The organism is Pseudomonas sp. C2B4 (assembly GCF_013359695.1).
Classification (GTDB): domain Bacteria; phylum Pseudomonadota; class Gammaproteobacteria; order Pseudomonadales; family Pseudomonadaceae; genus Aquipseudomonas.
Genome location: NZ_JABFMU010000007.1, coordinates 94,102 through 108,117, shown reverse-complemented (window position 1 = coordinate 108,117; position 14,016 = coordinate 94,102). Strand labels below are relative to the sequence as shown.

The 14,016-nt window shown below is 60.2% G+C and carries 13 protein-coding genes; 5 read left to right on the top strand and 8 right to left on the bottom strand.

The features are described 5' to 3' along the window. Positions 1-131: 131 nt before the first annotated feature. Positions 132-1,820: a long-chain-fatty-acid--CoA ligase FadD2 gene (gene fadD2 / locus HNQ83_RS08030; protein ID WP_175388452.1), complete on the bottom strand. Its 1,689-nt coding sequence runs from the start codon at positions 1,818-1,820 to the stop codon at positions 132-134. A 364-nt stretch (positions 1,821-2,184) separates the two neighbouring features. On the opposite strand from fadD2, the gene HNQ83_RS08025 reads away from it, so the two are divergent. Together HNQ83_RS08025 and HNQ83_RS08020 are read left to right on the top strand one after the other, a co-directional pair. Next, a complete protein-coding gene (locus HNQ83_RS08025) occupies positions 2,185-3,129 on the top strand; it encodes an alpha/beta hydrolase (protein WP_175388451.1) in 945 nt (314 codons plus the stop codon). A 41-nt stretch (positions 3,130-3,170) separates the two neighbouring features. Next, positions 3,171-3,641 (top strand): MaoC family dehydratase, encoded by a 471-nt coding sequence (locus HNQ83_RS08020; RefSeq protein WP_095193212.1) that lies wholly within the window; start codon positions 3,171-3,173, stop codon positions 3,639-3,641. A gap of 126 nt (positions 3,642-3,767) precedes the next feature. Here HNQ83_RS08020 and HNQ83_RS08015 read toward each other — a convergent pair whose 3' ends face one another. Continuing rightward, positions 3,768-4,235, bottom strand: a complete 468-nt coding sequence (locus HNQ83_RS08015; RefSeq protein WP_175388450.1) for a PA2169 family four-helix-bundle protein — start codon at positions 4,233-4,235, stop codon at positions 3,768-3,770. 203 nt (positions 4,236-4,438) lie between these two features. On the opposite strand from HNQ83_RS08015, the gene HNQ83_RS08010 reads away from it, so the two are divergent. After that, positions 4,439-4,675, top strand: a complete 237-nt coding sequence (locus HNQ83_RS08010) for a DUF3820 family protein (RefSeq protein WP_003213031.1) — start codon at positions 4,439-4,441, stop codon at positions 4,673-4,675. Positions 4,676-4,706: 31 nt separating this feature from the next. Further along, positions 4,707-5,888 carry an aminotransferase class V-fold PLP-dependent enzyme gene (locus HNQ83_RS08005; RefSeq protein ID WP_175388449.1) on the top strand — a complete coding sequence of 394 codons (1,182 nt, stop codon included), beginning with the start codon at positions 4,707-4,709 and terminating at the stop codon, positions 5,886-5,888. Between the two features lie 225 nt (positions 5,889-6,113). Here the strand turns inward: HNQ83_RS08005 and HNQ83_RS08000 are convergent, their stop codons facing one another. The 3 genes from HNQ83_RS08000 to zwf are packed head-to-tail and all read right to left on the bottom strand — an operon-like array spanning position 6,114 to position 8,966. Next, complete coding sequence (locus tag HNQ83_RS08000) at positions 6,114-6,779, bottom strand: bifunctional 4-hydroxy-2-oxoglutarate aldolase/2-dehydro-3-deoxy-phosphogluconate aldolase (protein WP_175388448.1); 666 nt, start codon at positions 6,777-6,779, stop codon at positions 6,114-6,116. A gap of 17 nt (positions 6,780-6,796) precedes the next feature. Continuing rightward, the gene (pgl, locus tag HNQ83_RS07995; protein WP_175388447.1) at positions 6,797-7,510 is read right to left on the bottom strand and encodes a 6-phosphogluconolactonase; all 714 of its coding nucleotides are present in this window, start codon (positions 7,508-7,510) and stop codon (positions 6,797-6,799) included. Further along, complete coding sequence (zwf, locus tag HNQ83_RS07990) at positions 7,497-8,966, bottom strand: glucose-6-phosphate dehydrogenase (RefSeq protein ID WP_175388446.1); 1,470 nt, start codon at positions 8,964-8,966, stop codon at positions 7,497-7,499. Before zwf ends, pgl begins: the two co-directional genes overlap by 14 nt. A gap of 228 nt (positions 8,967-9,194) precedes the next feature. On the opposite strand from zwf, the gene HNQ83_RS07985 reads away from it, so the two are divergent. Further along, positions 9,195-10,055: a MurR/RpiR family transcriptional regulator gene (locus tag HNQ83_RS07985; protein WP_170948639.1), complete on the top strand. Its 861-nt coding sequence runs from the start codon at positions 9,195-9,197 to the stop codon at positions 10,053-10,055. A 154-nt stretch (positions 10,056-10,209) separates the two neighbouring features. Here the strand turns inward: HNQ83_RS07985 and HNQ83_RS07980 are convergent, their stop codons facing one another. From HNQ83_RS07980 to HNQ83_RS07970, 3 genes are all read right to left on the bottom strand, one after another. Further along, on the bottom strand, positions 10,210-11,064 hold the full coding sequence (locus HNQ83_RS07980; RefSeq protein ID WP_175388445.1) for a D-hexose-6-phosphate mutarotase: 855 nt from the start codon (positions 11,062-11,064) through the stop codon (positions 10,210-10,212). A 252-nt stretch (positions 11,065-11,316) separates the two neighbouring features. Next, positions 11,317-12,663, bottom strand: coding sequence for a carbohydrate porin (locus tag HNQ83_RS07975; protein WP_175388444.1), 1,347 nt, complete (start codon positions 12,661-12,663; stop codon positions 11,317-11,319). A gap of 189 nt (positions 12,664-12,852) precedes the next feature. Then, entirely contained in the window at positions 12,853-14,013 is a 1,161-nt protein-coding gene (locus HNQ83_RS07970) for an ABC transporter ATP-binding protein (protein WP_175388443.1), read from the bottom strand. Between the last annotated feature and the right edge of the window lie 3 nt (positions 14,014-14,016).

Here is a 14,016-nt window from a genome sequence, read left to right as displayed (position 1 = left end):
GGAGCGAGCCTGCTCGCGAAAAACGTCCAGACAACGCTGTCATTCAGACAGGGCGCGTTATCGTTGACGTCCAGTTCGCGAGCAGAGCTCGCTCCTACAGGGGATCCGCGCGAAGCGCGGCCCTTCACCGCTTAAGCGATATCACGCAACTCCCGCCGCAGAATCTTGCCCACCGGCGTCATCGGCAACGTCTCACGCAAGACAATGTGCTTGGGCACCTTGTACGCGGTGAAGTTTTCCTTGCAGTACGCCTTCAGCTCTTCAAGGCTGACCCCCGCTTCACGGGCGACCACGAACAACTTCACCGCCTCGCCCGAACGCTCGTCCGGCACACCGATCACCGCGCAGTTGGCGACTTTCGGGTGGGCCATGACCACGTCCTCGATCTCGTTCGGGTACACGTTGAAACCCGAGACGATAATCATGTCTTTCTTGCGGTCGACAATGCGCACAAAGCCGTCCGGGTCGATTACCGCGATGTCGCCGGACTTGAACCAGCCCTCGGCATCCAGCACTTCGTCGGTCGCTTCGGGTTTCTGCCAGTAGCCTTTCATGATCTGCGGGCCCTTGATGCACAACTCGCCGCGTTCGCCCAAGGGTTGCTCGACGCCTTCATCGTTGATGACCTTGAGCGTGGTGCCCGGCACCGGCAGGCCGACCGTGCCGATCCGCGATTTGTCGCCGTAGGGATTGGTGCAGGCCACCGGGGAGGTTTCGGTCAGGCCATAGCCTTCGGTGATGCGGCAACCGGTCAACTGCTCCCAGCGCTCGGCCGTGGCCTTGACCAGCGCCGTGCCGCCGGAGTTGGTGAGCTTGAGGCTGGAGAAATCCAGGGTCTTGAAGTCAGGATGGTCCATCAGCGCAACGAACAAGGTGTTGAGCCCCAGCAGCGCCGAGAAGCGCCACTTTTTCAGCTCCTTGATAAAGCCGCCGATGTCCCGCGGGTTGGTAATCAGCACGTTGTGGTTGCCGGTCACCATCATGCACATGCAATTCGCGGTGAAGGCATAGATGTGGTACAGCGGCAACGGCGCGATCATCACCTCCTGCCCTTCACGCAGCAGGGGTTGGCCGTCTTTGGCAAACTGACTGAGACACGCCCGCGCCTGCTGCATGTTGGCGACCAGGTTGCCGTGGGTCAGCATCGCGCCCTTGGCCAGGCCGGTGGTACCGCCGGTGTATTGCAACACCGCGATGTCCTTGAGGCCGGCCTTCAGCGGCTTGATGCTCTTTCCTTTGCCCAGGCGCAGCGCACTCTTGAAGGAAATGGCCTGGGGCAAGGAATAGGCCGGGACCATTTTCTTGACCTTGCTGACCATTGTATTGACCAGCCAGCCCTTGGCGCCGGGCATCAGGTCGCCCATCCTCGCTTCGATCAGGTACTGGATATCGGTATCGGCCAGCACTTCCTGGACCTTCTGCCCGAACATGTTCAGGTAGACCAGCGCCCGGGCCCCGGAATCCTTGAACTGATGACGCATCTCCCGCGCGGTGTACAGCGGGTTGGTATTGACCACGATCAGCCCGGCACGCAAGGCGCCAAACACGGCAATCGGGTATTGCAGGACGTTGGGCATCTGCACCGCGATGCGATCCCCCGGCACCAGGTCGGTCTCCGCTTGCAGGTAACCGGCGAAGGCCGCGCTGTAGCGTTCCAGCTCGGCGTAGGTCAGGGTGACGCCCATGTTGCTGAACGCCGGGCGATCAGCAAACTTCTTGCAGGAACGCTCGAACACCTCGATGACTGACTTGTATTCGGCGACATCAATGTCCAATGGCACGCCAGCCGGGCGTTTGTCATTCCAGAAATCAGGTTGCATTGTTCTTGTCCTCTTTACCTGAGCCTATCCGGGGCCGCTTTTCTGTCATTTCTGTCTGTTTACTCAACGTGCAGAAAAGCGGAGCTTCACGGACACTAGCAGCTATGGCGAAACAGGCAAATATGCGCATGGCCGTCATTGATCGTGTGAATCTTGCTGCCGCGGCGTGGCCTGATCAGACGTCCGGCCAAGGATGCGCTATACATTGCGGCCAGGCTCGTGCTGACCTGTAGGAGCGAGCTTGCTCGCGAAAAAACCAAAGGCACCACTGAGCTTCAGGCTGTACGCGTTATCGTTCACGCCCATCGCGAGCAAGCTCGCTCCTACAATAGTCAGGCAAAGGCCTTCAGCAAAAGGAATCGCCATGATCCACGACACGTTCTGGCTGACCACCAGCGACCGCAGCCGCCTCTTCGTCAACCAGTGGTTGCCCGACGAAAGCCCCAGGGCCGTGATCCTGCTGGCCCACGGCATGGCGGAACACAGCGGCCGCTACGCTCGTCTGGCGCAAAAGCTCTGTGAGCAGGGCTATGGCGTGTACGCTCCGGATCTGCGTGGACATGGCAAAACTGCCGAAAACGGGACACTCGGCCATTTCGCCGACAACGACGGTTGGGCCAAAGTGGTCGGCGACCTGGCGTGCCTCAACCAACACATCGGCCAGCAACATCCCGGCGCGCCCATCGTGCTGTTGGGGCACAGCATGGGCAGCTACCTTGCCCAGGCGTATCTGCTGCATCACAGCGCCAGCCTGCACGGCGCCATTCTCAGCGGCTCGAACTTCCAGCCCGTAGTGCTTTATCGCGCCGCCCGGCAGATTGCCCGTTTCGAACGTCTGCGCCAGGGGCCGAAGGGGCGCAGTGCGTTCATCGAATGGCTGTCGTTCGGCTCCTTCAACAAGCGATTCAAACCGGTACGCACGCAGTTTGACTGGCTCAGCCGCGATCCGACGGAAGTCGACCTGTACGCCAACGACCCGCTGTGCGGCTTCCGCTGCACCAATCAGCTGTGGATCGATTTGCTGGGCGGGTTGCAGCAAATCAGCAAAGCGTCCAATCTCGCCCAGATCGATCCGGGCCTGCCGTTGCTGGTGATCGGCGGCGAATGTGATCCGGTGAGCGAAGGCAAGCGTCTGAAGGATCTGGCCGGCGCCTTGCGCGAAGCCGGCAGCCAGCACCTGCAACTGACCATTTACCCGCAGGCGCGGCACGAACTGTTCAACGAAACCAACCGCGATGAAGTGACCGCCGATGTGTTGACCTGGATCCACCAGACCCTGAGCACGCCCCGGCCACACCGAAGCGAATAGCTTTTTGTGAATCTTTTTACTCGTCACAGGAATTCAGACCCATGACCCAGGTTACCAACACACCTTACGAAGCCCTCGAAATCGGCCAGACCGCCAGCTTCAGCAAGACGGTCGAAGAGCGCGACATCCAGTTGTTCGCCGCGATGTCGGGTGACCATAACCCGGTGCACCTGGACGCCGAATACGCCGCCAGCACCATGTTCAAGGAGCGCATCGCCCACGGCATGTTCAGCGGAGCCCTGATCAGCGCCGCGGTCGCCTGCGAGTTGCCTGGCCCGGGCACGATCTACATCGGTCAGCAAATGAGCTTTCAGAAGCCGGTGAAGATCGGCGACACCCTGACGGTGCGCCTGGAAATCCTGGAAAAACTGCCGAAATTCCGCGTGCGCATTGCCACTCGCGTATTCAACCAGCGCGATGAGTTGGTGGTCGATGGCGAGGCGGAAATCCTCGCGCCGCGCAAACAGCAGTCCGTGACCTTGACCGAGCTGCCGGAGATCAGCATCGGCTGATTCGCGACACTTTAAACTGTAGGAGCGAGCCTGCTCGCGATAGCGCCAGTTCAGTCAACATCAATGTTGAATGTACGGCCGCCATCGCGAGCAGGCTCGCTCCTACAGGGGGTCACCGGTTGGGATTTATGAACGTGCACGCGCCTGATTACGCAGCGCCTTGACCTGATCGTGGTTACGTTGCACGCCGTGATACTGACGTTCAACGATGTCACGAATGCCCACCAGGTTGTGCTTGTTGATTTTTTCCATGGCCTGGCGATAAGCCTTCAGTGCATGGTCTTCACCGCGCTCGGCTTCGTTCAACACGGCCTCTTCGTCCTTGCCGGTGAACATCGACTTCACGTCGACCCAGCGACGGTGCATGTCGCCGCTGACACTGGTGGACGTCTCCGGATCGCCCCCCATCGAACGCACAGCGCTTTGCAATTCCGCGGCAGCCTTTGCGCACTCGGCGGAGCGTTGCACGAACAGGGTTTTGAGTTCAGGGTGTTTGATGTCTTCAGCGCACGTCTTGAACCCTTCCTGACCGTCCTTGCTGGTTTCAATCAGGTCGTTGAGCACAGAGATCGCTTCTTTATTCATGTCGGTCATTTTTCAATTCCTTGCGGTTGATGAAAGATGACTGACTCGTTGCAGAGCGCATGCCAGCCTGTAGATGATTAATTATCTGTTTAATTTCAATAAGTTAAATCCACTCAGAAAATCTGTATCCGTTTTTTTTGCATGATCTGTCAATTGGCCTGCATGCAGAATGCCTGTATTTTCCGAACCGAATGAATCAAGACGACCGAGTCATGAACCCTGAAAAACTTGAACTGCTGATCACCCGCGAAATGCCCTTCGGCAAATACAAAGGGCGGATCATTGCGGACTTGCCGGGCCCCTACCTGAACTGGTTCGCCCGGGAAGGCTTCCCCCATGGTGAGTTGGGCGGCCTGCTGGCCCTGATGCAGGAAATCGATCACAACGGCTTGTCGGAATTGCTCGAACCGTTGCGCGCCAAACATGGCAAGCCCGCCCCTCGCCACTGATTCACTCATCCCGCCTCCGATTGAGTAACCCATGCCCGACAATACCCGCCGCGCCCGTGATGAAGCCTTCTGGCAAACCTTTGCCGACCGCTACGATCAGCAACCCGGCCCGATCAACCTGGAAAACGGTTACTTCGGGCGTATGTCGCGCACGGCGGTCGAGGAGTATCAACGCAACATCGAACTGATCAACCGCGGCAATTCGGTTCATGTCCGCCAGCGTTTTGAACAGGGCGACAGCCTGAAAATCCAGGCGCTGGTGGCCAGTTTGATCGGTGCGCCCGCCGAAGCCGTCGCCCTCACCCGCAACGCCTCGGACGGTTTGCAGTCATTGATCCGCAACTACAATCGCCTGCAACCGGGTGACCAGGTGCTGATCTGCGATCTGGAATACGACACCGTCAAAGGCGCCATGCGCTGGCTGGCAAAGCATCGCGGTGTCGAGGTGATAGAGATCGAGCACGCGCATCCGGCCAGTTTCGACAGCTTGCTGGCCACCTACCGTGAAACCTTTGCGCGTCATCCGCGACTCAAGTTGATGGCCCTGACCCACGTCACCCACCGCACCGGTCTGGTGATGCCGGTTCAGGCGATTGCCGCTGCCGCCAGGGAACATGGTATTGATGTGATCCTCGACGGCGCCCATGCGCTGGGCCAGTTCGAATTCGATCTCAAGGATCTGGGCATCGCTTTCGCCGCCTACAACCTGCACAAGTGGATTGGCGCGCCGTTGACCCTGGGCTTTCTCTATATCGCCCCTGAGCGCCTGGCGGACATCGACCCGGACATGGGCGAAATGCATTTTCCGGTCACCGACATTCGCGCCCGTACCCCCTACAGCACACCGAACATCCCCGCATTGCTGACCCTGCCGCTGGTCATCGAGGAACATCACGCGATGGGCGGTTCCGCCGCCAAGGGTGCGCGGCTCAACTACCTGCGTAACCGGTGGGTGCGGGCGGTACGCGAACTCCCGGGCATCGAAGTCCTGACCCCGGATGACCCGCGACTGTATTGCGGCATCACGTCGATGCGCTTTACCGCACAGGCCGATCAGCAAGTGATGGTCCAGCGACTGCTCAGCGACTACAACCTGTTTACCGTGGTGCGCAGCGGCGCGGCGTGTGGTCCGTGCATTCGGATTACGCCGGGGCTGACCACCACTGCCGAGCACATGAAGCAACTGGTCACGGCGTTGACGGAGTTGCGCTGACCTGTGGGAGCGAGCCTGCTCGCGAAAGCGGTGTGTCAGCCACCACAATTGTTGAATGTTACGCCGCCTTCGCGAGCAGGCTCGCTCCCACAGTTGATCGAAGTCGTGGCAGATACCCCCTGTGGGAGCGGCGTTCGTGCATTTCCTTTGGGCAAAAAAAAACGGTGCACCGACCAAGCGCACCGTAAAGCCGTAAAACACACAACTACGTGTCGGGTGAAGCGATCAGTCCAGCAGCGCCAGGGCCTCGGCGGTGCATTCCTGAATGCGGGCCCAGTCGCCGTTCTTGATCCACTCAGGATCAAGCATCCAGCTACCGCCCACGCACATGACGTTTTTCAGCGCCATGTAGCTCTTGATGTTGGCCGGACCTACGCCGCCAGTCGGGCAGAATTTCACTTCGCCGAATGGTCCGCCCAGGGCCTTGATGGCCGCGACGCCGCCGCTGACTTCCGCCGGGAACAGCTTGAAGCGGCGATAACCCAGGCCATAGCCTTCCATGATGCCCGAGGCGTTGCTGATGCCTGGCAGCAGCGGAATCGGGCTTTCTACGCTGGCTTCCAGCAGGTCGCGGGTGATGCCCGGCGTGACGATGAATTGCGAACCTGCCGCTTCGGCCGCGGCCAGCATGTGGCGATCAAGCACGGTACCGGCACCGGTCACCAGTTCCGGGCGTTGCTCACGCAGGATCTGGATGGCCTTGAGGCCGAACTGCGAACGCAGGGTCACTTCCAGAGCAGTCAGGCCACCGGCAGCAAGGGCATCGGCCAGCGGCAGGACGTCCTGCTCGCGAGCGATGGTGATCACCGGCAGGATCCGCGCCTTGGCGCAGAGGCTGTCGATCAGGGCAACTTTATCCGCCATGGAAACGGTCGGGGATGGGTTTGTCATAGCGGCTGTTCCTTGGCTCATGGGCACCAGTAAATCTCTAACGTGGGTTGCAAAAATGCGCGCACCGGCATTTCGGCGACATCGTCACCGGCCAACGCGATACTCAGGGTGGTCAACTTGGACTGACCGGAAATCGATAGAACTTTATGTTTGGCCGAAGCCAGCAGCGCCCGGCTCATGGTCAGGCGCTGATGCGGCACGGTGGGCGCCAGCATCGGGTAGCAGCGACGACTGCCGTCAGCCTTCAGGGCTTCGGCGAGGTTCGGGCTGTTGGGGAACAGCGACGCGGTGTGGCCGTCATCCCCCATGCCCAGCACCAGCACGTCGATCACCGGCAACTCGGAGAGCAGTCGATCAGCCTGATCGGCTGCCTGTTCAAGGTTGGCGCTGGCGCTGTACAGGCTCAGGAACTGCGCCTTGGCCGCCGGGCCTTGCAACAGATACTTCTTGAGCAGGCCGGCGTTGCTGTCGGCATGTTCCACCGGCACCCAGCGCTCGTCGGCGAGGCTGATCACCACGTTCGACCAGTCCAGCGCCTGCTTGGCCAGGTGCTGGAAAAACGCCACCGGGCTGCGGCCGCCGGACACCACCAGGGTCGCGGTGCCCTGGGCGTCGATCGCGTCGCTCAGTTGTTTGGCCACGTTCAGTGCCAGGCCTTCGGCCAAGAGCACCGGACTCTTGAACCCATGGGCGCTGACGCCCTTGGGCAGTTTCAAATCAGATATCGCCATACCATGACCTCCCGTCCCGCGTGATCAGTGCAATGGAGCTCATCGGCCCCCAGGACCCGGCCGCGTACGGCTTGGGCGCATCACCGGATTTTTTCCACCCGGCGATCAACTGGTCACACCACTTCCACGCGGCTTCGATTTCATCTTTACGGACAAACAGGTTCTGATTGCCGCGCATCACTTCCAGCAACAACCGCTCGTAGGCATCGGGAATCCGTGCGCTGCTCCAGGTGTCGGAAAAATTCAGCTGCAACGGACCGCTGCGCAGCTGCATGCCCTTGTCCAGGCCTTGGTCCTTGGTCATCACGCGCAAGGAAATGCCTTCGTCCGGTTGCAGGCGGATAATCAGCTTGTTGCTGATTTGCAGGCGCTGCTCGGGAGCGAAAATGTAGTGCGACGGTTCCTTGAAGTGGATGACGATCTGCGACAGCTTCTGCGGCATGCGCTTGCCGGTACGCAGGTAAAACGGTACGCCGGCCCAGCGCCAGTTGCGGATATCGGCACGCAAAGCGACGAAGGTTTCGGTGTCGCTCTGGGTGTTGGAATTGGGTTCTTCCAGATAACCCGGCACTGCCTTGCCTTCGCTGTAGCCAGCGATGTACTGGCCGCGCACCACCTGGGTGGTCAGGCCTTCCGGACTGATCGGCGCCAGCGCCTTGAGGACCTTGACCTTCTCGTCGCGAATACTGTCGGCGGACAAGTCGGCCGGCGGGTCCATGGCGATCAGGCAGAGCAGTTGCAGCAGGTGATTCTGGATCATGTCCCGCAGTTGGCCGGCCTTGTCGAAGTAGCCCCAGCGACCTTCGATACCGACCTTCTCGGCCACGGTGATTTCCACGTGGGAGATGTAGTTCTGGTTCCACTGGGTTTCGAACAGGCTGTTGGCGAAACGCAGGGCAATCAGGTTCTGCACCGTTTCCTTGCCCAGGTAGTGGTCGATGCGATAGGTGCGGTTCTCCGGGAAGAACTGCGCCACGGCATCGTTGACCTTGCGCGAGGATTCCAGGTCGGAACCGATGGGCTTTTCCAGCACCACGCGGGTGTTTTCCGCCAGGCCAACCTTCGCCAGGTTCTCGCAGATCGCGCCGTAAACCGCGGCCGGCGTGGCGAAATAGGCAATCACCCGTTGTGCGCTTCCGGCCTGCTCAGCCAGGGCCACATAGTCTTCGGACTTGAGGAAGTCGACGTGCAGATAGGTCAAGCGAGCGAGGAAGCGATCGACCACGGCTTCGTCCAGCTCCTTGGCACCGACGTAGCGGCGCAGCTCGGAAGCGATGAACGTCAGGTGCTCCTGCTCGCTGCCAGGCTCACGGGCCAGCGCGATGATGCGGGTGTCCTCATGCAGGAGGCCCGCGCCATCGAGTTGATAAAGGGCAGGAAACAGCTTGCGCAGAGCCAGATCGCCAAGGGCGCCGAACAAGGCAAAGGTGCACGGTTCAACCGTAATCGAGAGCATGATGTTTGTTCTTTTATCAAGTTAAGCTACAAATACCTTTTTTCAAGGCATCACTCAAGGGAAAATGTAGTAATAACCACAACATTTTCGCAAAATACAGATTCCGAGTGGTGGTCGGTCGGAGCCATCAGTAGGATAGGCCACCGTTACGGGCCGCATCAAAGGCCCTTTTTGCATTAGCCGTGCGCTTATCGGCGCAGGTGAATCAAGGAAATCCATATGGACCGCGTGCGAAATTTACTGGAGCAGATCCAGAATCGCCTTGAAGAGCTGAACAAGGCCGAACGCAAAGTCGCCGAGGTGATCCTGCTCAACCCACAGCAGGCCACCCGGTTCAGCATCGCCGCCCTCGCCCAGGCCGCGTCGGTCAGCGAACCGACGGTCAACCGTTTCTGCCGTTCGTTCGGCGTCAGCGGCTACCCCGAACTCAAGCTGCAACTGGCCCAGAGCCTGGCCAGCGGCGCGGCGTATGTCAGCCGTGCGGTGGAGGCCGACGACAATCCCGAAGCCTATACCCAGAAAATTTTCGGCAGCGCCATCGCGTCCCTGGACAGCGCTTGCCAGGCGCTGGACCCGAACCTGATCAGCCGCGCCGTCGACCTTTTGATCCAGGCCCGGCAGATCCACTTCTTCGGCCTTGGCGCTTCAGCGCCTGTGGCGCTGGATGCGCAGCACAAGTTCTTCCGTTTCAACCTGGCCGTGACCGCCCATGCCGACGTGCTGATGCAGCGCATGATTGCTTCGGTGGCGCACACCGGCGAGCTGTTCGTGATCATTTCCTACACCGGCCGCACCCGCGAACTGGTGGAAGTGGCGCGCATCGCCCGGGAAAACGGCGCGTCGGTGCTCGGCTTGACCGCGGAGAACTCGCCCCTGGCCAAGGCCAGTACCTTGAGCCTAAACATTCCGCTGCCGGAGGACACCGACATCTACATGCCGATGACCTCGCGGATCATTCAGCTGACCGTACTGGACGTGCTCGCCACCGGCATGACCTTGCGCCGTGGCGTGGATTTCCAGCCGCATTTGCGCAAGATCAAGGAGAGCTTGAATGCCAGCCGGTATCCGGTGGGCGACGAGTTCAACTAGTCCGGCATCTTCATTGCCTGATCGGGCCTCTTCGCGAGCAGGCTCGCTCCCACAGTGGATTTGTGTTGATCACACATATTGCGTCCACTGAAGATCTAGTGTGGGAGCGAGCCTGCTCGCGAAGACGGCCGCCCCAACACCGCAAACTCCGAACCTAAGCCCCCACCCGCGCCTGCAAACTCAAATGCGCCCGCTCCCCCGGTTTCAGGCACAGGCTGTCAGTGCCGCCGCTCGCCGCTTCCACGCAAACAAACTCGGATATCTCACTCCAGCTCACCCCCAGCAACGGCCGCGAGCCCGGGTGCCAGACCACCGTGTCCGCGGTGTCGCCGGTATCGATGCACAACGCCCGCTGCCAGGCGTGATCGTTGAGCTGTAACTCGCCGTCATGCTGGAACACCCGCTGACAGCCGCCATCGACGCGCAACTCACCTTCCTGCTGGCAAACCTGCCGGCTCAACTGGTCGTAACCTTGCGCGCCATCGAGCCCAGACAGCGCTACCTCGCCGACGTCACCAATACGCCAATAGGCGTGCAACGCCTGGCTCAATTGGCAAGGCAGGCTGTCTTGATGCTCGGTGCTCAGGCGCAGATCCATTCGCTCCCCCAGGTGGGCGTGCAGATCCACTTGCCAGTCGCACAACCGCAGCTGCCAGTGCAAGCGCACGCCATCCTCATCACTGCTGCTGTCGATCAGCTTCCAGTCGAGCAAACGTGCCCAACCATGGGACGGCCAGGCATTTTCGCTCGGATGACGGCCATACCACGGCCAGCACACCGGCACGCCACCGCGAATGGCCCCGACCTGCGGCCACTTCGCAGCACACCACAGCCAAGGCTTTTGATCTTTGGGCTGGAAGTGCAGCAATTGCGCGCCCTGACGACTGAACACCGCCTGACACAGCGGATGATCGATCACGAGCACGTCGCGCTTCTGATAGCGCTCCCACGCAAACACGGGCCGCTCGCGCAAGGATTTGAAGAAGCGTTGTAGCGGATGCTCAAGCATGTACCACGGTCCTGAAAATCATGGGTGTACTCAGCGAGTCAATGTAGTGACGGTCTACTGTGGCGAGGGGATTTATCCCCGTTGGACTGCGCAGCAGTCCCATTTTTTAGGGCCGCTTCGCAGCCCGACGGGGATAAATCCCCTCGCCACAAAAGTCCTCATCACAGCACGCCCCTCGCCACCCCAAAAAAAAGCGGACAGCCATGGCCGTCCGCAAAATGCGCACATAGAGAGGAGCTTATCGCAGTCGCGTCAGAACACCGACTGAATTTTCAGACCGGCGACCAGCGCGTTGTCGACTTCATCCACACCGCCCGGGTGAGTGATGTATTGCAGGTTGGGACGCACGGTCAGCCAGTTGGTGACGTGGAAGCCATAGTTGAGTTCGTAGTTGTACTCGGTGTCACGCAGCGGCGAGAACAGCGGGTCTTCGTACTGGGTCACACCATTGGCGGCGTTGACCAACTCGGCGTTTTTCTTCACGTCATCGTTGACATGGATACGCGAGAAACCGATACCGAGGTCATCTTTCGGACGGGCATCGAACGGGCCCTTGTACACAAACATCAGCGACTGGTAGTTGTCGACGATGTTGGTGTCCTTGTCGTGGAACGTGGCGTTGGCGGCAATGTTCAGACCGCGGGAAGCGTCACCGTTGTGGGTGGTCAGCTGTTGTTGCGCAACGAACCAGTAGCCGTGCTTGCTGCTGTGGCTGCGATAGGCGTTGCCAGTGGTGGCAGCGTCATCGCCGTTATCGTCTTCACGAACGTCGTCGGCCTTGGCCGTGCTTTTGTAGTAACCGACACGGTATTCGCCCGGCAGGTTGCCAGGGTTAGGCAGCCACACCAGTTCCACCGGCAGGACGGTGCCGTTGGTACCACTGCCGCTGAGCTTGAAGCCGTTACCGTGCTCCAGTTGCGAGGTGTTCTGGTTGTACGCGCCGATCTGCGCATACCACTCGGGCGAAATGTTCCACTTCACGCGGATCGCCGCCTGGCTGACCGGCCAGTTGTACCAGATGTTGGTCGCCCAGTTACCCACCTGGGAGCCGCAGAATGCCAGGTTCTGGAATTCGCACGGGAAGCTGTTGAAGTCTTCGCCTTCGCCGAAGTAACCGGCCTTGATGTCCAGTTTGTTGTCGAGGAACTGATGCTTGATCCACAACTGGGTCAGACGGACCATGTGGCCACGGCCGTAGACTTCCTGGGACGAACTCAGGGTGCCTGCACGCGGATCACCGATGCGGTCGTTGGAGATGTTTTCACCGTTACGATTGGTCAGCTGGATCTTGGCCTGGGTGTTGTCCCAGCCCAGCAGTTTTTGCAGGTCAAGCGCCGCGCCCAGGCCAAACTGGTCGGAGTAACGCGCCGTCTTGTCATCGTTGAAACCGCCGTGGAGGTTGCCGCCCACTTCACCGACGTAGTCCATCTTGATATCGATACCCTGCTCGATCAGCCGGGTCCGTTCCCCACCCCAATCGCCGGTCATCCATTCGGAATCGGCGCTGAACGCTTCAGCCGCGTGAACACTACCGGCCAGCATCATGGCCGCAACGGCCGTTAACTGGCAGATAAGCTGAGCGTTGTTGTTCTTCTTCATCCCTACATCCTCGTCTTATTGTTATTAACTTTTCTGTCTAACGCGGTTACATCGGTTGCGAGGAGCGACAGGCCGCTCACCGCATATCCCCCTGTGGGAGCGGGCTTGCTCGCGAATGCGGTGCGTCAGTCGACATATCCTTGAATGACACACCGCTTTCGCGAGCAAGCCCGCTCCCACACTTGATCTTCAGCGGCCCTTGAATTGGGCGACGTTGGCAGCGTGACTCTCGGCTTTCGGCACACCGGCCACCCCCAGCCGTTCACCGCTCTTGGCATCGAACAGCAGCACTTTCGCCGGATCGAATTGCAGGGTCAGGGTCTCGCCCACCGCTGGCGCAACGTCGGGTGCCAGGCGGCAGCAGACCTTGGTGCCGTTGAGATTGACGAAGACCAGGGTGTCGGGCCCGGTCGGCTCGGTGACCTGGACTTCGGCGCGAATGGTCGGCAAACCATTGGCCTCGCCGTTGGCCAGCACGATCTGCTCCGGGCGCATGCCGAGGATCACTTCGCGATCCTCGAGACCGGCGTCCTGCATGCCCAGCGGCAATTCGCAACGGGCCTGGCCACTGTCGAGCAGCGCCAGCAGGCGACCGTCCTTGCGCTGCAAACGCAGGGGAATGAAGTTCATGGGCGGCGAGCCGATGAAGCTCGCGACGAACAGGTTGGCCGGGTTGTTGTAGATGTCTTTGGGCGTGCCGAACTGCTGAATGATCCCGTCCTTCATCACCGCCACCTTGTCGCCCAGGGTCATGGCTTCGATCTGGTCGTGGGTCACGTAGACCGTGGTGGTTTTCAGGCGCTGGTGCATCAGTTTCATTTCGGTGCGCATCTCGACCCGCAGCTTGGCGTCGAGGTTGGACAGCGGTTCGTCGAACAGGTAGATCTTCGGCCGCCGCGCCAGGGCGCGCCCCATCGCCACGCGCTGTTGCTGGCCACCGGAGAGTTGGCCGGGCTTGCGGTTGAGCAAGTGTTCGATCTGCAACAACTTGGAAACCCGGGCGACTTCTTCGTCGATGTCAGCGGTCGGCATTTTGCGAATCTTCAGGCCGAAGGCGATGTTGTCGCGCACGCTCATGGTCGGGTACAGCGCATAGGACTGGAACACCATGGCGATGTCGCGATCTTTCGGGCTCATGCCACTGATGTCGGCGTCGTCCACCAGGATCGCGCCGCCGCTGATGGTTTCCAGGCCGGCGATGCAGTTCATCAAGGTCGATTTTCCGCAGCCGGACGGACCGACCAGGATCAGAAACTCCCCGTCATCGATCTTCAGTTCGATGTTCTTCAGGGTGTCCGGCAAGCCGGCGCCGTAGGTCTTGTTGACGTTGCGTAATTCGAGAGTTGCCATGTT

What these genes read in the sequence shown, in the direction of transcription:
- HNQ83_RS08010 (WP_003213031.1), top strand. Translation starts at nt 4,439, where the DNA reads ATGAACCCTGAAAAACTTGAACTGCTGATCACCCGCGAAATGCCCTTC.
- HNQ83_RS08020 (WP_095193212.1), top strand. Translation starts at nt 3,171, where the DNA reads ATGACCCAGGTTACCAACACACCTTACGAAGCCCTCGAAATCGGCCAG.
- HNQ83_RS08005 (WP_175388449.1), top strand. Translation starts at nt 4,707, where the DNA reads ATGCCCGACAATACCCGCCGCGCCCGTGATGAAGCCTTCTGGCAAACC.
- HNQ83_RS08015 (WP_175388450.1), bottom strand. Translation starts at nt 4,235, where the DNA reads ATGACCGACATGAATAAAGAAGCGATCTCTGTGCTCAACGACCTGATT.
- zwf (WP_175388446.1), bottom strand. Translation starts at nt 8,966, where the DNA reads ATGCTCTCGATTACGGTTGAACCGTGCACCTTTGCCTTGTTCGGCGCC.
- HNQ83_RS07975 (WP_175388444.1), bottom strand. Translation starts at nt 12,663, where the DNA reads ATGAAGAAGAACAACAACGCTCAGCTTATCTGCCAGTTAACGGCCGTT.
- pgl (WP_175388447.1), bottom strand. Translation starts at nt 7,510, where the DNA reads ATGGCGATATCTGATTTGAAACTGCCCAAGGGCGTCAGCGCCCATGGG.
- HNQ83_RS08000 (WP_175388448.1), bottom strand. Translation starts at nt 6,779, where the DNA reads ATGACAAACCCATCCCCGACCGTTTCCATGGCGGATAAAGTTGCCCTG.
- fadD2 (WP_175388452.1), bottom strand. Translation starts at nt 1,820, where the DNA reads ATGCAACCTGATTTCTGGAATGACAAACGCCCGGCTGGCGTGCCATTG.
- HNQ83_RS07970 (WP_175388443.1), bottom strand. Translation starts at nt 14,013, where the DNA reads ATGGCAACTCTCGAATTACGCAACGTCAACAAGACCTACGGCGCCGGC.
- HNQ83_RS07980 (WP_175388445.1), bottom strand. Translation starts at nt 11,064, where the DNA reads ATGCTTGAGCATCCGCTACAACGCTTCTTCAAATCCTTGCGCGAGCGG.
- HNQ83_RS08025 (WP_175388451.1), top strand. Translation starts at nt 2,185, where the DNA reads ATGATCCACGACACGTTCTGGCTGACCACCAGCGACCGCAGCCGCCTC.